Source organism: Micromonospora auratinigra (assembly GCF_900089595.1).
In the GTDB taxonomy this organism is placed as follows: domain Bacteria; phylum Actinomycetota; class Actinomycetes; order Mycobacteriales; family Micromonosporaceae; genus Micromonospora; species Micromonospora auratinigra.
This window is the reverse complement of sequence record NZ_LT594323.1, coordinates 2981439-3003985: the sequence shown is the minus strand read 5'-3', so window position 1 is coordinate 3003985 and position 22547 is coordinate 2981439. Positions and strand designations below refer to the sequence as shown.

17 protein-coding genes are annotated in these 22547 nt (G+C 73.2%); 9 read left to right on the top strand and 8 right to left on the bottom strand.

Going from position 1 to position 22547, the window contains the following annotated elements:
• Positions 1-26 precede the first annotated feature (26 nt).
• Positions 27-1124: a mandelate racemase/muconate lactonizing enzyme family protein gene (locus GA0070611_RS13165; RefSeq protein WP_091663453.1), complete on the bottom strand. Its 1098-nt coding sequence runs from the start codon at positions 1122-1124 to the stop codon at positions 27-29.
• A 45-nt stretch (positions 1125-1169) separates the two neighbouring features.
• Between GA0070611_RS13165 and GA0070611_RS13160 the strand changes: the two genes are divergently transcribed.
• Positions 1170-1967, top strand: a complete 798-nt coding sequence (locus GA0070611_RS13160) for a tyrosine-protein phosphatase (protein ID WP_091663448.1) — start codon at positions 1170-1172, stop codon at positions 1965-1967.
• 48 nt (positions 1968-2015) lie between these two features.
• On the opposite strand, the gene GA0070611_RS13155 is transcribed toward GA0070611_RS13160, so the two are convergent.
• The 4 genes from GA0070611_RS13155 to GA0070611_RS13140 form a co-directional block, all read right to left on the bottom strand.
• Entirely contained in the window at positions 2016-4274 is a 2259-nt protein-coding gene (locus tag GA0070611_RS13155; RefSeq protein ID WP_091663443.1) for a cellulose binding domain-containing protein, read from the bottom strand.
• 433 nt (positions 4275-4707) lie between these two features.
• Entirely contained in the window at positions 4708-5574 is an 867-nt protein-coding gene (locus GA0070611_RS13150) for a serine hydrolase (RefSeq protein WP_091663439.1), read from the bottom strand.
• Positions 5575-5816: 242 nt separating this feature from the next.
• On the bottom strand, positions 5817-7685 hold the full coding sequence (gene typA / locus GA0070611_RS13145; protein ID WP_091663436.1) for a translational GTPase TypA: 1869 nt from the start codon (positions 7683-7685) through the stop codon (positions 5817-5819).
• A 407-nt stretch (positions 7686-8092) separates the two neighbouring features.
• A complete protein-coding gene (locus GA0070611_RS13140) occupies positions 8093-10231 on the bottom strand; it encodes an MMPL family transporter (protein WP_091663434.1) in 2139 nt (712 codons plus the stop codon).
• 137 nt (positions 10232-10368) lie between these two features.
• On the opposite strand from GA0070611_RS13140, the gene GA0070611_RS13135 reads away from it, so the two are divergent.
• The 5 genes from GA0070611_RS13135 (at position 10369) to GA0070611_RS13115 (ending at position 15499) form a co-directional block, all read left to right on the top strand.
• On the top strand, positions 10369-10890 hold the full coding sequence (locus tag GA0070611_RS13135; RefSeq protein WP_091663432.1) for a MarR family winged helix-turn-helix transcriptional regulator: 522 nt from the start codon (positions 10369-10371) through the stop codon (positions 10888-10890).
• 4 nt (positions 10891-10894) lie between these two features.
• Complete coding sequence (locus GA0070611_RS13130; protein ID WP_091663429.1) at positions 10895-12541, top strand: CocE/NonD family hydrolase; 1647 nt, start codon at positions 10895-10897, stop codon at positions 12539-12541.
• A gap of 160 nt (positions 12542-12701) precedes the next feature.
• Positions 12702-13568: a hypothetical protein gene (locus GA0070611_RS13125; protein WP_091663424.1), complete on the top strand. Its 867-nt coding sequence runs from the start codon at positions 12702-12704 to the stop codon at positions 13566-13568.
• Positions 13569-13664: 96 nt separating this feature from the next.
• Entirely contained in the window at positions 13665-14240 is a 576-nt protein-coding gene (locus tag GA0070611_RS13120) for an ArsR/SmtB family transcription factor (protein WP_091663421.1), read from the top strand.
• Positions 14237-15499 carry an MFS transporter gene (locus GA0070611_RS13115; RefSeq protein ID WP_091663416.1) on the top strand — a complete coding sequence of 421 codons (1263 nt, stop codon included), beginning with the start codon at positions 14237-14239 and terminating at the stop codon, positions 15497-15499. The genes GA0070611_RS13120 and GA0070611_RS13115 overlap by 4 nt, the downstream gene beginning before the upstream one ends.
• Positions 15500-15547: 48 nt before the next feature.
• On the opposite strand, the gene GA0070611_RS13110 is transcribed toward GA0070611_RS13115, so the two are convergent.
• Positions 15548-15751, bottom strand: a complete 204-nt coding sequence (locus GA0070611_RS13110) for a cold-shock protein (RefSeq protein ID WP_091663412.1) — start codon at positions 15749-15751, stop codon at positions 15548-15550.
• 178 nt (positions 15752-15929) lie between these two features.
• On the opposite strand from GA0070611_RS13110, the gene GA0070611_RS13105 reads away from it, so the two are divergent.
• Positions 15930-16604 carry a class I SAM-dependent methyltransferase gene (locus GA0070611_RS13105; RefSeq protein ID WP_091663408.1) on the top strand — a complete coding sequence of 225 codons (675 nt, stop codon included), beginning with the start codon at positions 15930-15932 and terminating at the stop codon, positions 16602-16604.
• Positions 16605-16635: 31 nt separating this feature from the next.
• Here the strand turns inward: GA0070611_RS13105 and GA0070611_RS13100 are convergent, their stop codons facing one another.
• Positions 16636-17289, bottom strand: coding sequence for an MBL fold metallo-hydrolase (locus GA0070611_RS13100; protein WP_091663405.1), 654 nt, complete (start codon positions 17287-17289; stop codon positions 16636-16638).
• Positions 17290-17297: 8 nt separating this feature from the next.
• The gene (locus GA0070611_RS13095; RefSeq protein ID WP_091663402.1) at positions 17298-18014 is read right to left on the bottom strand and encodes a maleylpyruvate isomerase family mycothiol-dependent enzyme; all 717 of its coding nucleotides are present in this window, start codon (positions 18012-18014) and stop codon (positions 17298-17300) included.
• Positions 18015-18215: 201 nt separating this feature from the next.
• Here GA0070611_RS13095 and rsgA point away from each other — a divergent pair, with 201 nt between their 5' ends.
• Positions 18216-19295 carry a ribosome small subunit-dependent GTPase A gene (rsgA, locus tag GA0070611_RS13090; protein WP_091663398.1) on the top strand — a complete coding sequence of 360 codons (1080 nt, stop codon included), beginning with the start codon at positions 18216-18218 and terminating at the stop codon, positions 19293-19295.
• Between the two features lie 207 nt (positions 19296-19502).
• Entirely contained in the window at positions 19503-22451 is a 2949-nt protein-coding gene (gene uvrA / locus GA0070611_RS13085; RefSeq protein WP_091663395.1) for an excinuclease ABC subunit UvrA, read from the top strand.
• The last annotated feature ends 96 nt before the right edge of the window (positions 22452-22547 follow it).

The window sequence follows — 22547 nt, the reverse complement described above, 5'->3', positions numbered from 1 at the left end:
GACCCTATGAAAGATTCCAACAGCACTCAAGCCGTGGGCTGAATGTTTGCTTCATTCACGTGTGTGACGCCGAGACCGGGGGCGTCCGGCAGCACCACGTGGGGACCGTCGTACCGGATGCCGCCGGCGACCGGCGACCAGGCCAGCCACCAGGCGGCGTCCAGGTCGGAGATCGTGCTGGTGCCGCAGGCGGCGACCAGGCTGGCCGCCGCGCCCACGCCCACCGGGCTCTCCATCATCGAACCGACGATCGTGCCCATGTCGTGCGCGGCGGCCAGGTCGAGCAACGTGCGGGCGGTCTGCAGGCCGCCGCACTTGGCCAGCTTGACGTTCACCATGTCGGCCGCCCGCCGGCGGATCACCTCGACCAGGTCACGCAGGTCGAAGACCGACTCGTCGGCGAGGACCGGCAGGTCCACCCGGTCGCTGACCCAGGCCAGCCCGTCCAGGTCGCGGCGGTGCACCGGCTGCTCGACCAGCTCGACGTCGAGCCCCGCGTCCTCGATGCCGCGGATCACCCGGACCGCCTCGCGCGGCGTCCAGCCCTGGTTGGCGTCCAGCCGGATGCGGACCCCCGGACCGACCGCGGCCCGCACCGCGCGGACCCGGTCGAGGTCGCCGCGGGCGTCCGTGCCGACCTTCAGCTTCAGCACGGTGAAGCCCTCGTCGGCCCGCCGCCGCGCGGACGCGGCCAGGTCGACCGCCTCCCCGGCGGCGAGCGTGACGTCCGTCGGGACGTGCCGGGCCGTCCCGCCGAGCAGCCGGGCCAGGGGTACGCCGAGGCGCCGGGCGGCCAGGTCGTGCAGGGCGACGTCGACGGCGGCCCGGGCGGACTCGTTGCCGACCACCGCGCGGCGCACCTCGGCGCAGCGGGCCTGGAGGTCGTCGGGGTCCCGCCCGATCATCAGCGGCGCCAGCAGCTCCCGGACGCAGGACTCGGCGCCGGCGATCGACGACCCGGTGACCTGCCAGACCTGCGGCGCCTCCCCGAAGCCGGAGCGCCCGTCGCGGTCGACCAGCTCGACGACGAGGGTGTCCACGGTGGTCGTGCGGCGCAGCGCGGTCACGAACGGGGTGTGTAAGGGGGCGGAAAGCCGGTGGGTGCGTACCGCGGCGATCGTCATGTCGGGCACCCTATACGCAGGTGGCCGGCGACAGGGGAGGGCCGAATGGCGGGACGGGACTGGCGGTTGGTGGGCGCGCCGAACGCGCGTGACCTGGGTGGGCTGCCCGCGGCGGACGGCCGCCGGGTACGGGCCGGGCGGCTGCTGCGCACCGCCGCGCTGGGTCGGCTCACCGATGACGACCTGCCGGTGCTGGGCGGGTTGGCGCCGGCCTGCGTGGTGGACCTGCGCGACGCCAGCGAGCAGGCGGTGGCCCCGCCGGACCGGCTGGTCGGTGACCCGCGGGTGGTGCACCTGCCGGTGTACGACCCGGCGCACCCGGTGTTCACCTACATCTCGGCGGTGCTGCTCGGGCACGACCTGTCCGCGTACCGGGAGCTGGCGGCCGAGGGCATGCCGGCGGCGATGGGCGCGATCTACCGGTGGTTCGTCACCGGGGAGTCGGCGCGGGCCGGGTTCGGGGCGGCGGTCCGGCTGGCCGCCGAGCCGATGAACCTGCCGCTGCTGTTCCACTGCTCGGCGGGCAAGGACCGGACCGGCTGGCTGTCGGTGGTGCTGCTGACCGCGTTGGGGGTGGACGAGGACGCGATCCGGGCCGACTACCTGCGGCACAACGAGTTGACCGAGAGCCTGCGCGAGGTGCTGCTCGCCGCGATGACCCGCCGGCAGCCGGAGCTGGACCCGGCGACGGCCCGGCCGCTGCTGGAGGTGCGGCCGGACTACCTGGACGCGGCGTACGACGAGGTGCGGCGGGTGCACGGGTCGTTCGGGGCGTACCTGCGCGACGGGTTGGGCGTGGGCGACGAGGTGGTCGCCGCGTTGCGGGCGAACCTGCTGGAGTGAGGCGCCGGCCGGGGCGGCGGGTGGTGGCCGCCCCGGCCGGCGCGCCGGTCAGGAGACGGTGACGTTGTCGAGGTAGACGGCGGTGGTGCCGCTGCTGTCGGCGGGGCTGATCAGCTGGACGCCGATCTCCCGGACGTCGCCGAGGTTGGCCACCCCGGTCAGGCCCAGGGTGAGCGTGGCGGCGCTGGTGGTCAGGGCGAGCGGGCCGCTGTCGTACCAGGTCCAGGAGCCGCCGGTCTTGACGTACACCTTGGCCTGCACACCGCTGCCGAGGGTGCCCCAGGTGGCCAGCCGGGCCGTCAGGCGCAGGCTGCTCCGGCCGGAGAGGTTGACCGTCTGGGTCCGGGCCACGTACGCGGTACGCGCGCCGAGGGTGAGGTCGGCCTTGAGCGAGTGGGTGCCGGAGGCGGCCCAGTCGGTGACCGACCAGGGGCCGCCGGCCAGGTTGGTGCCGCCGAAGCCGTCCACCCCGGACTCGAAGTCGTAGAGGGTGGTGCCGACGGTGGAGCCCTCGCCGGTCTTCAGCGCGTTGGAGGCGGGGCCGGCGACCAGTTCGCTGGTGTAGCCGGTGACCTGGTACCAGGCGGCGGTGCTGGGTGCCGAGGTGTCGGTCCACGGGGTGCTGTTGTCGGTGGCGCAGCGGTCGCAGATGGTGGTCCACGGGCCGTCGGCACTGGTGGTGGAGCGGCGGACCGTGTAGCGGTCGGCGGTGCTGGCGCCGCGCCAGGCCAGGGCGACACCGCCGCCGGTGCGCTGGGCGCTGGTCAGCAGCGGTGCGCCGGGCGCGGGGATCGGCGGTACGGCCTGCCCGTTCATCGCGTGGTCGAAGCGGCGGATGGCGTCGGCCCGACCGCGCATCGTGGCGTCGTCGCCCGGGTAGTGCAGGGTGTAGCCGTCGTTGTGCTGCACATAGCCGAAGTCGTCACGGTGCGGGAAGATCTGCCAAAACGCGGCCCCGGAGATGTTCGGGTCGCCGGGCAGCGGGTCCAGCTTGGCGCTGGTCACGTCGGTGGAGCCGTACTCCCCGGCGATGTACGCCTTGCCGTGCGAGGTGATGTCGCGGGCGTCGGCGCGGACCTGGTCGGCGGAGTTGAACGGGTAGTAGTGGGCGTCGACGATGTCGACCTCGTCGACGCCGTACTCCTGACCGCTCCAGTGCGAGGCGACCAGGGTACGCGGGGAGAGTTGCTTGAGGTGCGCGGAGATGGTCCGGATCCAGGTGCTGTTCACGCCGGTCAGCTCGTTGCCCAGTTCCCAGGCCAGCACGGCCGGTTCGTCCTTGAAGGCGGTTCCGGTGTACGGGTTGACGTGGTTGAGCAGGTGGTCGATGTACGTCTCGAACGCGGCGATCGCCCGCGAGTCGGTGTAGAACGCGTCCTCGGGCAGGCCGAGCCAGTCGGTGAAGTCGTGCCGGCCGCCGTGGTACCAGTGCCAGTTGTCGGTGAGCGGCACGATCAGCCGCAGCCCACGGGACTTCGCGGCGGCGACCGCGTAGTCGATCGGGCCGAAGGCGGCGTCGTTGAACTGGCCGAGCTTCGGCTCCAGGGTCAGCGGGTGGCCGGTGGAGATGCCCAGGGTGTGCGACCGGACGACGGTGACCCCCATGGCCTTGGCCGTGTCGAGCCCGTCGTCGACCCGGAACGGGGTCGGGTACGCGATGCCGCCGACGTTCTCGTCGAGGCCGAGCCAGCTGAGGTTGACCCCGCCGAAGCGGAACGGCTGGCCGTCGAGGAGCAGCCTGCTGCCCTGTCGGGTGACCCGTCCGGTGGTCGCCGGGCCGGTGGGGCTCGGGGTGCCGGTCGGCGACGGGCTGGCGCTCGGGCTGGTGCTCGGGCTCGGGCTGGTGCTCGGGCTCGGGCTGGTGGTGGGGCTCGGGCTGGTGCTGGGGCTGCTGGTGGGTGCGGGGCCGGCGCAGGTGTCGCCGTTGAGGGTGAAGGTGGTGGGTGCCGGGTTGCCGCCGCTGTAGGAGAGGCTGAGTCCGGCGGTGGTCGACGCGCCGGTACCGAGGGCGCCGTTCCAGTCGGCGTTGCGGATGGTCACCGCCGCGCCGGTCTGCTGGTAGCTGCCGTTCCAGCTGGAGGTGACCTGCTGGCTGCCGGGGAAGGTCCAACCGAGGGTCCAGCCGGTGAGGGCGGCGCCGTGGTTGGTGAGGGTGACGTCGACGGTGGCGCCGCTGCCCCAGTCGTTGGTGGTCTGCCAGGTCACCGAGCAGGCCGCCGAGGCGGCGTGGGCCGCGGGCAACGCGACGACCGCGCCGGCGAGCAGCGCACCGGCGGCGGCCAGGACGGTGAGGGGGCGTGATCGCATACGGATCTCCTCGAGGGTTCAGGCGGACGCCTGACTGAATCGGTTAAGGCAAGGGGTGCCCACGCGTCGACTCCGACGGCGCGGACACCCGCTCGCCGCGTCCGATCCGAGACGGTTTCGGATTCAAGACATGCGCGGGCTGCCCAGGCCGCACGCGGCCGTCGCACCCCGGCTCACGGTCGACGGCATCGATGATGCTATTGCTGAACCGGTTCAGTGGTCAACACGCTACAGCGCGTTTTTCTCCGCCCCCTCCGCCCGGCTCGGGTTGATCAAGGGGTTTGGGTCGCCCAGGAGACCAACTTTGACGCAAAGCCCTTGATCAATGGCGTCCGGCCGTGTCCGGCCGACCCGTGCGCGGTCGGAAGGGGACGGGTCGGGTGGCAGGGTCGGCCGGGTCGGGTGGTGCCGGCCGGCCGGTGTGAGTGGTGGGTCAGTCGGCCAGGTCGTGCCGGGCGGCCCAGACCTGCGCGGAGACCTTGGCGATCAGCCGGCAGGCGTCGTCCTCGTCGCCCTCGCCGTCCGGGCCGCCGTCGGCCAGGTCGGTGGTGGTGCACATGACGATCGCGTACGGCGGGGCGTCGTCCGGGAAGACCACCCCCGCGCCGTGCCGGACTCCCCGGACCCAGCCGTTCTTGTGCGCGATCCGGGTGCCCTCGGGCAGCCCGGCGGCCAGGTCCTCACGGTGCTCCTGGGCGACGAGGACGTCCAGCATCGCCGCGCAGGCGGCCGGCGAGGCGAGCGGACCTGGCCGCTGCGCCCCGAGCGCCAACCCGCCGAGCAGCGCGGCCAGGTCGGCGGCCGTGACCAGGTTGGTGATGCCCGCCTCGCGGGCCGCGAAGTCCTCGATGCCCCGGCCGGTGACGCTGTGCCGCGCCCCGGCGAGCGCCCAGACCTCGGCCACCGCCGGCAGGCCGACCTGCCCGATGCAGATGTTGGTGGCCAGGTTGCTGGAGCGCACGATCATCCGCTGGGCGAGCCAGCGCAGCGACGCGGTGCCGCCCACCCGCTCCCACACGGCGTCGTCGTTGTCGTAGTGCTGGGCGCAGGCGAACGTCGGCGCGCCGGGCAGCGCGGAGTCGAAGGCGTTGCGCACCGGGATCGGCGCGTCCAGGTCCAGCCGGCCGGCCTCGGCGGCCCGGTGCAGCGCCACCAGCACCCCGACCTTCATCGTGCTGGCCGCGTAGTGGGTGGCGTCCGCCAGCCGGTGCCACGTCGGCGGCGCCCCCACCCGTCCCACGTACGCCGAAACGGTCCCCGCCACCGTGTCCAGGTGTGCGTCCATCTCTCCCCACCCCATGCCGGTGACCGTAGCCGATCACCCGTCCCCCCCGACGCCCCTCCCTCCCCCTCCCGGGCCCCTCGCTCCCGTGATCATGAAGTTGTTGTCAGCCGCCACGGGGCGGGGTCAAGGGGTGAGTGCAATCGTTAGGTTGCGATGAGTTGTGCGAGGCGCTGGGCGGGGGTGGGACGGGGGAAGGGGGGAGCCCGGCGCCGCCGGGGAGGCGGGCCGGGCTCCGGGGTGTTGCGGGTGCGGGTGGGTCAGCCGGCGTGCTTGCGGCGGGCGGCCATCCGGCCGCGCTGGGTCTGGTCGAGGACGACCTTGCGGATGCGCACCGCGGTCGGGGTCACCTCGACGCACTCGTCCTCGCGGCAGAACTCGAGGGCCTGCTCCAGCGACAGCTTGCGCGGCGGGATCAGCTTCTCGGTCTCGTCGGAGGTCGACGCCCGCATGTTGGTGAGCTTCTTCTCCTTGGTGATGTTGACGTCCATGTCGTCGGAGCGGGAGTTCTCCCCGACGATCATGCCCTCGTACACCTCGGTGGTCGGCTCGACGAAGAGCTGGCCGCGCTCCTGCAGGTTGATCATGGCGAACGAGGTGACCGCGCCGGAGCGGTCGGCCACCAGCGACCCGTTGTTACGGGTACGCAGCTCGCCGAACCACGGCTCGTACGACTCGAACACGTGGTGCAGGATGCCGGTGCCCCGGGTGTCGGTGAGGAACTCGGTGCGGAAGCCGATCAGGCCGCGCGCCGGGACCAGCCACTCCATCCGGATCCAGCCGGTGCCGTGGTTGACCAACTGCTCCATCCGGCCCTTGCGGGTGGCCAGGAGCTGCGTGATCGCGCCCAGGTACTCCTCGGGGGCGTCGATGGTCAGCCGCTCGACCGGCTCGCAGGTCTTGCCGTCGATCTCCTTGGTGACGACCTGCGGCTTGCCGACGGTCAGCTCGTAGGACTCGCGGCGCATCTGCTCGACCAGGATGGCCAGCGCCAGCTCGCCGCGGCCCTGCACCTCCCAGGCATCGGGCCGCTCGGTGGGCAGCACCCGCAGCGAGACGTTGCCGATCAGCTCCTTGTCGAGCCGGTCCTTGACCATCCGCGCGGTGACCTTGGCGCCCTTGACCCGGCCGACCAGCGGCGAGGTGTTGGTGCCGATGGTCATCGAGATGGCCGGCTCGTCGACGGTGATCAGCGGCAGCGGGACCGGGTTCTCGGCGTCGGCGAGGGTCTCACCGATCATGATCTCCGGGATGCCGGCGACCGCGATGATGTCGCCGGGGCCGGCGGACTCGGCGGGCTTGCGCTCCAGGCCCTCGGTCATCAGCAGCTCGGAGATGCGGACCCGCTGGGTGCTGCCGTCGGTGCGGCACCAGGCCACGGTCTGGCCCTTGCTGATGGTGCCCTGGCGGACCCGGCACAGCGCCAGCCGGCCGAGGAACGGCGAGGCGTCGAGGTTGGTGACGTGCGCCTGGAGCGGGGCGTCCTCGTCGAAGGCCGGGGCGGGGATGGTGTCCAGCAGGGTGCGGAACAGCGGCTCCAGGTTGTCGCTGTCGCTGGGGACCGAGCCGTCGGCGGGCTGGGTCAGCGAGGCGATGCCGTCGCGGGCGCAGGCGTAGACGATCGGGAAGTCGATCTGCTCCTCGTCGGCGTCCAGGTCGAGGAAGAGCTCGTAGGTGTCGTCCACGACCTCCTTGATCCGGGCGTCCGGACGGTCCACCTTGTTGATCACGAGGATGATCGGCATCCGGGCCTTGAGCGCCTTGCGCAGCACGAACCGGGTCTGCGGCAGCGGGCCCTCGCTGGCGTCGACCAGCAGCACCACCCCGTCGACCATGGTCAGGCCGCGCTCGACCTCGCCGCCGAAGTCGGCGTGGCCCGGGGTGTCGATGATGTTGATGGTGACCGGGTCGGAGCCGTCCGCCGGCATGTAGCGCACGCCGGTGTTCTTGGCCAGGATGGTGATGCCCTTTTCCCGCTCGAGGTCCATCGAGTCCATGACCCGCTCGGTGGTCTCACCACGGGCGCCGTAGGCGCCGGCCTGCCGCAACATGGCGTCGACCAGGGTCGTCTTGCCGTGGTCGACGTGGGCGATGATGGCGACGTTGCGGAGGTCGGTGCGTAGCTGCATACCCTCCATACTCCTGTCTGCGGTTGCCGGTACACGGGCCGGGGTCGTCCCCCGGGCGCACCCGGATCTCTGCCGAAACTGCTGCTCCGACCGGTTCGGCGGGCGGCACACCGGACTCCCGGATGGGGGAGCGGAGGCCGACCTGCCGAGTGCCCGCGGGGCCTACCGCCCCGCCGTCGTGCCTGGTCACCGCCGGGGTCGCCGCGGTGGGAACCGTGGTGACCGCCGGTCCGGCCGGTGCCGGAGGAGGCGACCCGCGCTGCTGGTCGGCTTCCTAGCGTACGCGGGGGCGCGCCGGTGGCTCCGACCCCGGCGGCCAAGTCAGCCGTCCCCGTGACCGGGGACACACCACACGGACGCGCCGGGGCCCCGGCGGACCGACCGCCGGGGCCCCGGAAGGGAGTGGTTCAGTCGTGCGCGCCGACCGGCTCGGCGGGCGTACCGGCCGGCTCGGAAGCCGGGGCGTCCGGGTCCCGCCGGATCCGGCCCGGCCACCAGAACCGGTCACCGAGCACGAAGGCCAGCGCCGGCACCAGCACCGTGCGGACCAGCAGGGTGTCCAGCAGCACGCCGACACAGACGATGATCCCGATCTGGGTGAGCGTGATCAGCGGCAGCACGCCGAGCACCGCGAAGACCGCCGCGAGCAGCACCCCGGCGCTGGTGATCACCCCGCCGGTGACCCGCAGCGCGGAGAGCATGCCGTCGCGGGTGCCGGTCCGGCGGGCGTCCTCCCGGGCCCGGGTGACCAGGAAGATGTTGTAGTCCACGCCGAGTGCCACCAGGAACACGAAGGCGAGCAGCAGCACCCCGCTGTCCAGCGCCGGGAAGCCCAGCACGTGGTCGAAGAGCAGCCACGCGGCACCCAGGCTGGCGAAGAACGAGGCGATCACGGTCAGCACCAGCAGCACCGGGGCGACCAGGCCGCGCAGCAGCAGCACCAGCACCGCGCCCACCAGCAGCAGGATGATCGGCAGGATCAGCCGCAGGTCGCGGGTGTTCGCCTGCTCCGAGTCGTACGTGGCGGCGACCGTGCCGCCCACCAGCGCGCCCTCGGGGGCCTCGGCTCCGGCGACGGTCGGCGGCGCGGAGCCCGGCACCGCGGCGACGGCGTCGCGCAGCGCGGTCACCGTCCGGTCCGAGGCGGCCGTGCCCGGCTCGGCCTCCAGCACCACGTCGACCTGGGCGACCCGCTCGCCGGCCGGACCGGGCCGGGCGGAGGCCACCCCGTCCACCGCGCCGGCGGCGGCCAGCACGGCCTGCGCCGCGCCGGGGTTGGTGAGCACGGCCACGGGCTGGGTGGTCCCGGCCGGGAAGGCCCGGGCCAGGGTCTCCGCGCCGGCCACCGCCTCGGGCTTGACCCGGAACTGCTCGGTCTCGGACAGGCCGGTGCGGATGCCGAGGCCGCCCAGCGCCAGGCCGGCCAGCAGCAGCGTGGCGAGCGCCGCGACCGGCAGCGGGCGGCGGACGACCGCGGCGCCGAGCCGGCCCCAGAGCCGGCCCTCCCGCGCCGGGCTGCCCACCCGGGGTACGAACGGCCAGAACAGTCCCCGGCCGAGCAGCACCAGCGCGGCGGGGAGCACGAAGAGCGCGGAGAGCATGGCGAACACGACGCCGGTGGCGCAGGCGATCGCGAGCGCCCGGTTGTTCTCCTGCTCGGACAGCAGCAGGGTGAGCACGCCGAGCACGACGGTGGAGCCGCTGGCCAGGATCGGCTCGGCGGTGCGGCGCAGTGCCGCCCGCATGGCGGTGAACCGGTCCTCCTCGCGCCGCAGCTCCTCCCGGTAGCGGGCGATCAGCAGCAGGGCGTAGTCGGTCGCCGCGCCGAAGACCAGCACGCTGGCGATGCCGGTGACCGCGCCCTCCTGGAGGTTGATGCCGAACGCCGGGACGATCGTGTCCACGGCGCGCAGGGTGAGCTGTTCGGTCGCGGCGACCACCAGCAGCGGCACGATCCAGAGGAACGGGCTGCGGTAGGTGATCAGCAGCAGCAGCGCGACCACCGCGGCGGTGACCAGCAGCAGGGTGACGTCGGCGCCCTCGAAGACCTTGGTGAGGTCGGCGGTGAAGGCCGGCGCGCCGGTCACCGCCACGGTCAGCGCGTCGGGCAGGTCGGCCAGGGCGGTCCGCAGCTCACCGACCTGCTCGGCGACCTTCTGCTGGCCCTCGGCGGTGGAGAGCGGTACGGCGACCAGGGCGACCGTGCCGTCGGGGGAGACCTGGGCGGGGCTGACCCGACCGCCGACGGCGAACCGGGCCAGGGCGGCCGACGCGCCGTCCAGGGCGGTCCGGTCGGACTCGGTCAACGGGGCCCGGTCGTCGCGGCTGACCACGACCACCGCGGGCTGGACCTCGCTGGAGGGGAGCTGGTCCTGGAGGCGCTCGACCTGCGTCGACTGCCACTCGACCGAGAGGCCGGTGGCGGAGACGGGGGCCGGGTTGTCGGGCTTCGGCAGGCCGAACACGGCCGCGCCCACCACGAGCGCGGCGACCACGGTGAGCCAGGCGGCCAGCCGGCCCCGGGCGACGCGGGTGAACAGTGACATGGGTGGCCCTCACGTGATTCGTTGCGGGTGATTCTCGCTGCCCGAGTATCTTGATGAGCGAGATTAACCGGCGAGGGCTTATGCTGCAAGCGGACCTCTCGGACAGGGAGCAGCGACGAGACGTGGCAACGCACGGCATGTATCGGCGGCGGGACGACCCGCGCGGGCGGATGGTCGCGGACATCACCAACGACCTGCGCCGCTACTCGGTGCACGCGCAGCACATCGGGCACGCCTTCGCCGGCCTGCACGGGCTCAACGCCACCGACCTGCACGCGCTGATCGCGGTGATGGACGCCGAGATGGTCGGCGACCCGATCACCCCGGGCCGCCTCGGTGAGCGGTTGAACCTCTCCTCCGGCTCGGTGACCGCGCTGATCGACCGGCTGGAGCGGGCCGGGCACATCCGGCGCGACCGCGACACCGCCGACCGGCGCAAGGTGTTCCTGCACTACGCCGACCGGGGCGCGGAGCTGGCCCGCAGCTTCTTCGGGCCGCTGGGGCGGCGCACCGACGACGTGATGGACCGCTACACCGACGCCGAACTCGAGATCGTGCACCGGTTCCTGGCCGACATGGTGACCTCGATGGGCGAGCACCGGGACGCGGTCCGGGCGGCCCGGGCGGAGACCCCGAGCACCGGGCGCCGGCCGGACTAGGGCGGTGGACCGGCTGCTCACCCGGCTGGTCGGGGTGGCGCTGCGGCTGCCCGCCGCCCGTACCCGCCGGGTCGCGGTGACCCGCGACATCGCGGTCCGGGTCCGTGACGGCGTCGCGCTGCGCACCGACCACTACGCCCCGGACCTGCCGGACGCGCCGACCGTGCTGGTCCGCACGCCGTACGGGCGCGGTGGCCCGATGCGGCTGCTCGGTCGGCTGCTGGCCGAGCGCGGTCAGCACGTGGTGATCCAGTCGTGCCGGGGCACGTACGGCTCCGGCGGCGAGTTCGCCCCGCTGGTGCACGAGCGCGACGACGGCCTGGACACCCTGGACTGGCTGCGCCGGCAACCCTGGTGGACCGGCGTGTTCGGCATGTTCGGCGCCAGCTACCAGGGCTTCGTGCAGTGGGCGGTGGCCGCGGAGGCGGCCGACGAGCTGCGCGCGATGGTCGCGGTGGTGACCGCCTCGGCCACCCGCGACTCGACGTACGCGGGGGAGTCCTTCGCCCTGGACACCGTGCTCACCTGGGCCGAGCTGCTCCAGGCGCAGACCGTGCCGTGGCTGGCCCGGCAGTGGGAACTCAAGCGCGGGCAGCCGCGCCTGGTCCGGGCGCTGGCCCACCTGCCGCTGGCCGAGGCCGACCGGATCGCCACCGGGGTGACCGTGCCGTTCTTCCAGGAGTGGCTGCGCCACCACACCCCCGACGCCGAATACTGGCGGCTGCGCTGCTTCGGCGACCGGATCGACGAGGTGCGCGCCCCGGTGGCCATGGTCAGTGGCTGGCAGGACATCTTCCTCCCGGCCCAGCTCGACGACTACGCCCGGCTGCGGGCGGCCGGGGCCCGGCCCCGGCTGACCGTCGGCCCGTGGACGCACGGCAGCCCGGGGCTGTTCGTCGCCGCGCTGCGGGAGGGGATCGACTGGCTCGACGAGCACCTGGCCGGCCGGCCCGGGTCCGGGCGCGCCCCGGTCCGGGTGCACGTCGGCGGGACCGGCGGCGGCTGGCGCGACCTGCCCGACTGGCCGCCCCCGGCGGTGCCGGCCCGGTGGCACCTGCACGCCGGCGGCGTCCTGGACCCGGCCGTGCCGACCGCCACCGCGCCCGACCGGATCCGGTACGACCCGGCCGACCCCACCCCGTCGCTCGGCGGTCCGCTCCTGGTGGCCCAGCGGGCCGGCGCGGTGGACAACCGGCCGGTGGAGGCCCGGCCGGACGTGCTCACGTACACCAGCGCGCCGCTGGCGACCCCGGTCGAGGTGGTCGGCCCCGTGCAGGCCGAGATCCACGTCCGCAGTGAGCTGTCGCACCTGGACGTCTTCGTCCGGCTGTGCGACGTGGACCGGCGCGGCCGGTCCTGGAACGTCTGCGACGGGCTGGTGCGGGTGACGCCGGGGCGGTTCCCCACCGACGGCTCCGGCGTGGTCCGGGTGCCGGTCGCCCTGTGGCCGGTGGCGCACCGGTTCGCGCCGGGGCACCGGCTGCGCGTACAGGTCACCGGCGGGGCCCACCCGCGCTGGGCGCGCAATCCGGGCACCGGCGAACCGCTCGGTACGGCGGTCACGCTGCGTGCCGGATGGCGAGAGATCCTGCACGACCCGGCGCACCTGTCCTCAGTGGTGCTGCCGGCACTGCCCACAGCCGCCGAATAGTTCCAGATAGTGCGTCTGAGCTGGGCAAACCCTCGATGGCGACGATAGTGTGTCGCTCAACAGCTCGGCGCCGGGCATCATATTCGGCCGGACACGACGCCTCGCGGCATTACACGCAGTGAGATTCGTGACTGGTCGGTGGACTGTCCAAGAGGGAACCATGACGAGTGCCCCAGCAAACCTGATCGCCGTGCGCAGCCTGCTGCTCACGTATCTCAACGTCGACAAGAACGTCGGCAAGGACGCCGACCTGGAGCCGGGCGAGGTCGGCATCGTCGGTGACGCCAGCCACCTCGGCGGCTACCACTGCGGCGCGGACCGGGTGGTCGCCAACGACTACTCCGTGGTCGAGTCCAGCCGGGACTCCTCGGGGCTGACGCTCAACGCGTCCGCCCTGGACATCGGGATGTTCAGTGTCGCCTCCGGCGGCCGTACGCACACCCTGCGCAGCATGTCGAACTGGCTCGTCGCGCAGTGCGTCGCGGGCGCCGCTGACAGCACGGACATCCGGGAGATCATCTACTCCCCGGACGGCAGCACCGTGAAGCGATGGGACCGGCTCGGACGGCGCACCACCGGCGACTCCAGCCATCTCACCCACACCCACATCAGTTTCTTCCGCGACTCGACCAAGGCGAACCGGGACCAGACCCCGCTGTTCCGCCGTTACCTGATCAGCATCGGACTTATGGAGGACGAGATGAGCGCCGAAGCGGAGAGCCAGATCAACAACATCTACACCGGCATGTTCTTCGGCGGCTCCAGCATGGGCCGCAGCGTCGACCCGGACGGCTCCGGCCCCCGGACCGCCGGCAACAGCCTGGTCAGCAAGCTCGACTACGTGATGTTGCGGCTCGACGAGCTGGCCGCGCAGGTGCAGACGTTGTCCACGAAGGACTTCACCGACGAGCCGGCGATCGTCTCCGGCGTCCTCGCCGGCCTGCCCCCGGAGAAGATCGCCGCGGCGATCCCGCCTCAGCTGGCCAAGGACGTCGCCGACGAGTTGGCCCGGCGGCTGGTCGCCTGACCCGAGCCGGCCGGGGCGGCCGCGTGCCGCGCCGGCCGGCTCACCATTCCGCAATAGCTGTTGCGCAACAGCTATTGCGAATGGCAGGCTGGCACCATGGCAGCCGATCAGGTTCGACAGGTCACCGACTCCCGCGTCCTCGCGGCCCTCGCGCATCCGCTGCGCCGCCGCCTGATGGACACGCTCAAGGTCTACGGTCCGTGCACCGTCGGCCAGCTCGCCGAACGGACCGACCAGGCCCCGGCGAACGTCAGCCACCACCTCAAGGTGCTCGCCGCCGCCGACCTGGTGACCGAGGCGCCCGAGCACGCCCGGGACCGCCGGGAACGCTGGTGGCGGCTGCGCGACCGCGGTGTCCGCTGGTCGCACGCCGACTTCGACGCCGATCCGGCCGCCCGGGCGGTGGCCGACGCCGCCGGCTCGCTCAACCTGGACCGGCACGTCGCCCTGGTCCGCGCCTGGCACGCCGCCGGTGACGAGCAGCAGGCGGCCTGGGCCGACGGTCCGTTCAGCACCGACAAGTGGCTGCGGCTCACCCCCGAGGAACTGGCCGAGCTCAGCCGCGAGGTGATCGCGCTCCTCGACCGGTGGGCCGACCGGGCCGTACCCGACGACGACCGGCGGCGCGAGCCGGTCTTCGTCTTCGCCCACGGCGTACCGGCCCGGCCGTGACCATCCTCACCGGTACGCCCGCCCCGGCCCCGCTGCGCCGGCACCGCGACTTCCGGCTGCTCTGGGTCGGGCAGACGGTCAGCGCCGTGGGCAGCAACGTGACGGCGGTGGCGCTGCCCCTGGTGGCGGTGGCCGCGCTCGACGCCAGCACCTTCGGAGTCGCGGCGCTCACCGCCGCGGCGTGGTTGCCCTGGTTGCTGGTCGGGCTGCCCGCCGGCGCCTGGGTGGACCGGATCCGCCGTCGGCCCGTGCTGATCGGCGGTGACCTGGTCTCGGCGGCGCTGTTCCTCAGCGTTCCGGTGGCCGCCCTGGCCGGCCTGCTCACCGTCGGCCAACTCCTGGTGGTGGCGTTCGGCGCCGGACTGGCCCGGGTCTTCGCCGAGACCGCCGAGCAGGTGTACCTGCCGACCCTGCTCCACCCCGAGCAGGTGCCCGAGGGCAACGCCAAGCTGCACGCCTCCCGGACCGCCAGCTACCTGGTCGGTCCCGGGTTGGCCGGGCTGATCGCCCAGCTCGCCGGGGCGGTGACGGCGGTGCTGCTGGACGCGCTGAGCTTCCTGGTCTCCGCGGCCTGCCTGCGGCGGATCCGGACCGTGGAGCCACCTCCGGTCCGGCCGGCCGGCGCGTCCACCCTGCGGCGGGAGGTCGCCGACGGGCTGCGCTTCGTGCTCCACGACCCGTACCTGCGGGTGCTGACCCTCTTCGGGGCGGCCAGCAACATCGGCCTCACCGGCTACCAGGCCGTGCTGGTGGTGTTCCTGGTCCGCTCGGCCGGGCTGCCCGCCGGGGCGGTCGGTCTGCTGATCGGACTGGCCGGTGTGGGCGGCATCCTGGGCGCGCTGCTGGCCACCACGCTCGGTCGCCGGCTGGGCACCGGCCGCGCGCTGCTCGTCGCCGCCGCGTTGACCGGGCCGCCCGCCCTGCTCATCCCGCTCGCCGGCCCCGGCGTACGGGTGCTCTGGCTGGTGCTCGGCGGGGCGCTGGTGAGCCTCGGCGTCGCCGTGGGCAACGTGGTCAAGGGCAGCTTCCGGCAGACGTACACCCCGCACCGGCTGCTGGGTCGGGTGACGGTGAGCATGCAGCTGCTCAACTACGGCACCATCCCGGTCGCGGCCGTGCTGGCCGGCGTGCTCGGTGCGATGTGGGGGCCGGCCGGCGCCATCCGGCTCACCACCGCCTGGCTGGCGGCGACCCCGCTGATCCTGCTCCTCGGCCCGCTCCGGCGGCGGCGTGACCTGCCGGCGGCTCCGGGCCGGTGATGCGCTGCGGCGACGGTCGGTGCTCCGACCGTCGCCGCCGGCACGGGACTAAATCGGACGGACGTTGTCCGCCTGCGGACCCTTCTGCCCCTGGGTCACCTCGAACTCGACCTTCTGGCCCTCGTTCAGCTCGCGGTAGCCACTGGACTGGATGGCCGAGTAGTGGACGAACACGTCCGGACCCCCGCCGTCCTGCTCGATGAAGCCGAAGCCCTTTTCCGAGTTGAACCACTTGACCGTGCCGGTTGCCATGCGTCTCTCCCTGTTCAATGCGGGTGATCACCGGCCCCTCGGCCGGTGATCGCCCTGTACCTTCCCGACAGTAACCGGCCGGAGGGCGATCCGCTGGCGGAAGTGCCGGCGTGGCTCACGAATACCCGCTCAGCGGGAAAACGCCCCCGCCCCCGGCGGGTGCGTCATGCTAGCCCCGATGACAGATCAGACGGCGCTGGCCGACCTGGAACGGGAGATCGCCGTGCCCGGCGGCGGACCGGACGGGCTCCGGCTGATCGCCGCGCCCTTCGTGCCGGAGGTACGGCTGCACCTCGCCGAGGACGCGATCCTCTGGTGGGCCCGGATGGAGGCGGCCCTCGGCCGGTCACTGCCCCCGCCCTACTGGGCGTCGGTCTGGGCCGGTGGGCAGGCGCTCGCCCGACACCTGCTCGACCGTCCCGAGCTGGTGGCCGGGCGGCGGGTGCTCGACCTGGCCACCGGATCCGGACTGGTGGCCATCGCCGCGGCGCTCGCCGGGGCCGACGCGGTGACCGCCAACGACATCGACCCGTACGCGCTGGCAGCGGTCACCGTCAACGCGCGGGCCAACGGGGTGACGCTGGCCGTCAGCGGCGACGACCTGCTGGACGGCGAGGCCGACGCGGACCTGGTGCTGGCCGGGGACGTCCTCTACGACGCCGGGCTGGCCGCCCGGATGCTGCCGTTCCTGCGCCGTGCCGCCGCGCGGGGCGTCGCGGTCCTGGTCGGTGACCCCGACCGGGGACACCTGGCCGGCGAGGGCCTGGAGACGGTGGCCAGCTATCCGGTGCCGACCACCGAGCCCTCGGTGGACTCACCCGTGCGCCGGGTCCAGGTGCTGCGGCCCGGCTGAGCGGCCGGCAGCACCCGGCCCGGTCCCCGGGTCACCAGCCGCGGGCCCGCCACTGCGGCAGCGCCGGCCGCTCCGCGCCGAGGGTGCTGTCCTTGCCGTGGCCGGGGTAGAACCAGGTCTCGTCCGGCAGCCGGTCGAAGAGCTTGTGCTCCACGTCGTCGATCAGCTCGGCGAACCGATCCGGGTCCTGGTGGGTGTTGCCGACCCCACCGGGGAAGAGGGAGTCGCCGGTGAACAGGTGCGGGATCCCGGCCGGGTCCCGGTAGAGCAGCGCGATCGAACCGGGGGTGTGCCCGCGCAGGTGGATCACCTGCAGGGCGCAGTCGCCGACCGGCACGGTGTCGCCCTCGTGCAGCGGCTCGGTCGCGATCGGCAGCCCCTCGGCGTCGTCGGCGTGCACCAGCGGCCGGGCCCCGGTCTTGGCGACCACCTCCTCCAGCGCCACCCAGTGGTCCATGTGCTGGTGGGTGGTGACCACCGTGGCCAGCCCGCCCTCGCCGACCAGTTCGAGCAGGCGGGGCGCCTCGTTCGCGGCGTCGATCAGGAGCTGCTCGCCGGTCGCGGTGCAGCGCAGCAGGTAGGCGTTGTTGTCCATCGGGCCCACCGACAGCTTGGTGACGGTGAGCCGGTCGAGTTCGCGGACGTCCGGCGCACCGCCGGGAGTGACGTCTCCGGTGTAGGTCATGACGACTTCTATATCCATTCCGGTGGGGTCGGCAGGGGACCGTCGGGCGTGACGGTGAGCACCTCGCCCGCGCTGCGGCCGATGAGCCAGGCGGCCAGTTCCGGCGCGGGGCCGGTGACCGTGGGCGCCCCCTCGGGATCGCCCACGACGATTTCGTGCCGGACGCCGTCGAAACGCAGCACCATGGCCGGCGCGCCGGGGTCGGCGGCCAGCCCGGTGGTCACCTCGTGCAGCAGCCGCTGGGCGAACGCGTCCGGCCAGTCGGCCGGCCGGTAGCCGGCCGCCAGGTCGACGTGGTGCACCTCGACCTCACGCAGCCGCCCCCAGACCAGCGTCGCCGCCGGCCACGGGCCGCGCCGGGTCTGCACGGTGGCGGCCCAGGCCTCGACCGGCATCGCCTCGACCGCTGCGGCGAAGCGCGCCGAGCCGGCCCGCAGGTCGTCGAGGAGTTCGGCCGGGCTCCGGCCGGCCCCGGCCTCGATGTCGGCGGTCCGTGCCTGCGGGCTCGCGTACATCGGGATGTCCTCGCCGGTGCGGGCGGCGGTCAGCAGGTTGACGAAGGCGTCGGCGTTGCGGGCCAGGTGGGTCAGCACGTGCCCGCGGGTCCAGCCCGGCAGCAGCGACGGCCCGGCGGCGTCCGCGGGACCGAAGGCGGCCACCGAACGCAGCAGCCGGTCGGTGGCGGCGTCCAGCTCGCCGGTCAGCAACAGGGGATCGCCGGTCACGTCTCGCTCCGCTCGGTCACGGATCGACCCTAGTCCCCCCGCCGTCGTCACGTCGCCGGGGAAATCGCTTTCGGCGCGTCGGCGCGCCCCCTACCGTCGAGTCCGACGAACGCGGCACCGGATGTCGGAGGGAGGTGGTGGACATGCCGGCCGCAGCACGCGTGTTCCACCCCGCACCCCCTCGACACCGATGAGGATCACATGACCATCGATCTGACCGCCCTCGGCTGGGACGCCGACCGGGCGGCCCACCTACGACGTCGCACCGACCACCGACCGGGCCGGGTGGCCCGCGTCGACCGGGGCATCTGCACCGTGCTCCGCCCGGAGGGCCCGGTCCGGGCCAGCCTCGGCGGTGCGGTGCTGGCCGCCGCCGCCCGTGACCTGACCGCGCTGCCCTGCGCCGGCGACTGGGTGCTGCTGGCCAGCTGGCCGGACGGACCGGTCACCGTCGAGTCGGTGCTGCCCCGACGCACCGCGCTGGTGCGCCGGACCGCCGGCAAGGACGCCAGCGGGCAGGTGCTCGCCGCCAACATCGACACCGCCGCGGTGGTGGAGCCGGTCCACCCGGAGCCGGACGCCGCCCGGATCGAGCGGCTGCTCTCGCTGGCGCACGAGTCCGGCGCGGAGCCCCTGATCGTGCTCACCAAGGCCGACCTGGCCGCCGATGCGGCGGCGGTGGCCCGGCAGCTCGCCGACCTCGCCCCCGGGGTGCCGGTGCTGCCGGTCAGCGCCGAGCAGGGCACCGGCCTGGAGCCGCTGCGCCGGCACGTCGCCCCGGGCCGGACGCTGGGCCTGCTCGGCCCGTCCGGAGCGGGCAAGTCGAGCCTGGTCAACGCGCTCGCCGGCACGGAGGTGATGCGCACCCAGGCGATCCGGCGGGTCGACGGCAAGGGCCGGCACACCACCACCTGGCGGGCGCTGGTGCCGATCCCCGGCGGCGGCGCGGTGCTGGACACCCCCGGCGTACGGGCGGTGGGCCTGCTGGACGGCTCCGCCGGGCTGGACCGGGCCTTCGCCGACATCGCCGCGCTCGCCACCGGCTGCCGGTACGCCGACTGCGCGCACGACGCCGAGCCGGCCTGCGCGGTGCGGGCGGCGCTGGAGAGCGGCGAGCTGCCGGTGCGCCGCTGGGAGAACTGGCGTCGCCTGCAACGCGAGGTGGCCTACGAGAGCCGGCGTCGGGAGACCCGGCTGGCCGCCCAGCGCCGGGGGAGTTGGCGGGGTGAGCGGCGGCGGACCGCGCGTCCGGCGCCCCCGCCAGCCAGCGGCGGATTCTGACCGGGCCCGGTGCGGTCGGGTAGGGCGTGACGCGCCCCACCCGACCGCGCTGACCTGGGGGAATGTGTGCGCGACGGAGTTTGTCGTACCTCAGGGCTAGAGTTGCCGAGGCGTCTCTTCTGCGCCTCGACAGCCTCGAAAACCGCCCGCACGACACGTCGGGCGGACAGATCCGCCTCACATTCTTTCTCCGGGAGCACACGCACCGTGGCCGACCGACTGATCATCCGTGGCGCGCGCGAGCACAACCTGCGTGACGTCAGTCTCGACCTGCCCCGGGACGCCCTGATCGTCTTCACCGGGCTCTCCGGGTCGGGTAAGTCGAGCCTGGCGTTCGACACCATCTTCGCCGAGGGACAGCGCCGCTACGTCGAGTCGCTGTCGTCGTACGCCCGGCAGTTCCTCGGCCAGATGGACAAGCCCGACGTCGACTTCATCGAGGGCCTCAGCCCCGCGGTCTCCATCGACCAGAAGTCCACCTCGCGCAACCCGCGCTCGACGGTCGGCACCATCACCGAGGTCTACGACTACCTCCGGCTGCTCTTCGCCCGCATCGGCGAGCCGCACTGCCCGGTCTGCGGCGAGCGGATCTCCAAGCAGAGCCCGCAGCAGATCGTCGACCGGGTGCTGGCGATGCCCGAGGGCACCAAGTTCATGGTGCTCGCGCCGGTCGTGCGCGGCCGCAAGGGCGAGTACGTCGACCTCTTCGCCGAACTCCAGGGCAAGGGTTACGCCCGGGCCCGGGTCGACGGCGTGGTGCACCCGCTGACCGAGCCGCCCAAGCTCAAGAAGCAGGAGAAGCACACCATCGAGGTGGTGATCGACCGGCTCAGCGTCAAGCCGAGCGCCAAGCAGCGGCTGACCGACTCGGTCGAGGCCGCGCTGGGCCTCTCCGACGGGCTGGTGCTGCTGGACTTCGTCGACCTCGCCGAGGACGACCCGAACCGGGAGCGCCGCTACTCCGAGCACCTGGCCTGCCCCAACGACCACCCGCTGGCGATCGAGGACCTGGAGCCCCGGGTCTTCTCCTTCAACGCCCCGTACGGCGCGTGCCCCGAGTGCACCGGCCTGGGCACCAAGAAGGAGGTCGACCCGGAGCTGGTGATCCCGGACCCGGAGCGCAGCCTGCGCGAGGGCGCGATCCAACCCTGGTCCAGCGGGCACAACCTGGAATACTTCCTGCGCCTGCTGGAGGCGCTCGGCGAGGCGCAGCACTTCGACCTCGACACGCCGTGGCGCAAGCTGCCGTCGCGGGCGCAGAAGACGATCCTGCACGGCTCCGACGACCAGGTGCACGTCCGATACCGCAACAAGTACGGCCGGGAGCGCTCGTACTACACCGGTTTCGAGGGCGTGATGCAGTGGATCGAGCGCCGGCACTCCGACACCGAGTCGGAGTGGTCGCGCGACAAGTACGAGGGCTACATGCGCGACGTGCCCTGTGCGGCCTGCGGCGGGGCCCGGCTCAAGCCGGAGGTGCTCGCCGTCACCCTGGCCGGCCGGAGCATCGCCGAGGTCTGCAACCTCTCTGTCGGTGAGGCGGCCGAGCTGCTGGCCGGCATCGAGCTGACCGACCGGCAGAAGATGATCGCCGAGCGGGTGCTCAAGGAGATCAACGCCCGGCTGAAGTTCCTGCTCGACGTCGGCCTGGACTACCTCTCCCTGGACCGGGCGGCCGGCACCCTCTCCGGCGGCGAGGCGCAGCGCATCCGGCTCGCCACCCAGATCGGCTCCGGCCTGGTCGGCGTGCTCTACGTGCTCGACGAGCCCTCCATCGGCCTGCACCAGCGCGACAACCACCGGCTGATCGAGACGCTGCTGCGCCTGCGCGGCCTGGGCAACACGCTGATCGTGGTCGAGCACGACGAGGACACCATCCGGGTCGCCGACTGGATCGTCGACATCGGCCCGGGCGCGGGGGAGCACGGCGGCAAGATCGTGCACAGCGGCTCGGTGCCGGCCCTGCTGAAGAACAAGGAGTCCGTGACCGGGGCGTACCTGTCCGGGCGCAAGGCGATCCCGACGCCGGCCGGCCGCCGGCCGCAGACCCCGGGCCGGGAGCTGGTGGTGCACGGGGCGCGCGAGCACAACCTGCGCAACCTCACCGTGAGCTTCCCGCTCGGGCAGCTCATCGCCGTCACCGGGGTCAGCGGCTCCGGCAAGTCGACGCTGGTCAACGACATCCTGCACGCGGTGCTCGCCAACCAGATCAACGGCGCCCGGCTGGTCCCCGGCCGGCACACCCGGATCACCGGCCTGGAGCACGTGGACAAGGTCGTCGGGGTCGACCAGTCGCCGATCGGGCGGACCCCGCGGTCGAACCCGGCCACGTACACCGGCGTCTGGGACCACATTCGCAAGCTCTTCGCCGAGACCACCGAGGCCAAGGTCCGGGGGTACGGCCCGGGCCGGTTCTCGTTCAACGTCAAGGGCGGGCGCTGCGAGGCCTGCTCCGGTGACGGCACCATCAAGATCGAGATGAACTTCCTGCCGGACGTCTACGTCCCGTGCGAGGTGTGCAAGGGCGCCCGCTACAACCGGGAGACGCTCGAGGTGCACTACAAGGGTCGGACCGTGGCCGAGGTGCTGGACATGCCGATCGAGGAGGCGGCGGAGTTCTTCTCCGCCATCCCGGCCATCCACCGCCACCTCAAGACGCTGGTCGACGTCGGCCTCGGGTACGTCCGCCTGGGTCAGCCGGCCCCGACTCTCTCCGGCGGCGAGGCGCAGCGCGTCAAGCTCGCCTCCGAGCTGCAGAAGCGCTCCACCGGACGGACCGTCTACGTGCTCGACGAGCCCACCACCGGCCTGCACTTCGAGGACATCCGCAAGCTGCTGATGGTCCTGGAAGGGCTGGTCGACAAGGGCAACACCGTGATCACCATCGAGCACAACCTCGACGTGATCAAGACGGCCGACTGGATCATCGACATGGGTCCGGAGGGCGGCCACCGGGGCGGGACGGTGCTCGCCACCGGCACCCCGGAGGAGGTCGCCGAGGTGGCCGAGAGCCACACCGGCCAGTTCCTGCGCCCGATGCTCAAGCTCGACGGCCAGGCCAAGGGCGCGACCGCGGCCACCTCGCGGGCCGCCAAGGCCAACGGCGCCACCGGCCGTTCCCGCGCCGGCCGCAAGGTGCCCGCCGGGGCGCGCTGAGTCCCGGTACGAACGGGGCGGGCCGGCTACCGGCCCGCCCCGTTGTGCGCCCGCGTTGACGCGCCGGTGTGAACCGTCCGGCAGAGTGGTCCGTGT

Bases quoted from the DNA above. Each gene is read 5' to 3' on its own strand.
- GA0070611_RS13110 (WP_091663412.1), bottom strand. From the start codon at position 15,751: ATGGCAACCGGCACGGTCAAGTGGTTCAACTCGGAAAAGGGCTTCGGC.
- GA0070611_RS13160 (WP_091663448.1), top strand. From the start codon at position 1,170: ATGGCGGGACGGGACTGGCGGTTGGTGGGCGCGCCGAACGCGCGTGAC.
- GA0070611_RS13155 (WP_091663443.1), bottom strand. From the start codon at position 4,274: ATGCGATCACGCCCCCTCACCGTCCTGGCCGCCGCCGGTGCGCTGCTC.
- GA0070611_RS13105 (WP_091663408.1), top strand. From the start codon at position 15,930: ATGACAGATCAGACGGCGCTGGCCGACCTGGAACGGGAGATCGCCGTG.
- GA0070611_RS13120 (WP_091663421.1), top strand. From the start codon at position 13,665: ATGGCAGCCGATCAGGTTCGACAGGTCACCGACTCCCGCGTCCTCGCG.
- GA0070611_RS13135 (WP_091663432.1), top strand. From the start codon at position 10,369: ATGTATCGGCGGCGGGACGACCCGCGCGGGCGGATGGTCGCGGACATC.
- GA0070611_RS13150 (WP_091663439.1), bottom strand. From the start codon at position 5,574: ATGGGGTGGGGAGAGATGGACGCACACCTGGACACGGTGGCGGGGACC.
- rsgA (WP_091663398.1), top strand. From the start codon at position 18,216: ATGACCATCGATCTGACCGCCCTCGGCTGGGACGCCGACCGGGCGGCC.
- GA0070611_RS13100 (WP_091663405.1), bottom strand. From the start codon at position 17,289: ATGACCTACACCGGAGACGTCACTCCCGGCGGTGCGCCGGACGTCCGC.
- GA0070611_RS13140 (WP_091663434.1), bottom strand. From the start codon at position 10,231: ATGTCACTGTTCACCCGCGTCGCCCGGGGCCGGCTGGCCGCCTGGCTC.
- GA0070611_RS13165 (WP_091663453.1), bottom strand. From the start codon at position 1,124: ATGACGATCGCCGCGGTACGCACCCACCGGCTTTCCGCCCCCTTACAC.
- typA (WP_091663436.1), bottom strand. From the start codon at position 7,685: ATGCAGCTACGCACCGACCTCCGCAACGTCGCCATCATCGCCCACGTC.
- GA0070611_RS13125 (WP_091663424.1), top strand. From the start codon at position 12,702: ATGACGAGTGCCCCAGCAAACCTGATCGCCGTGCGCAGCCTGCTGCTC.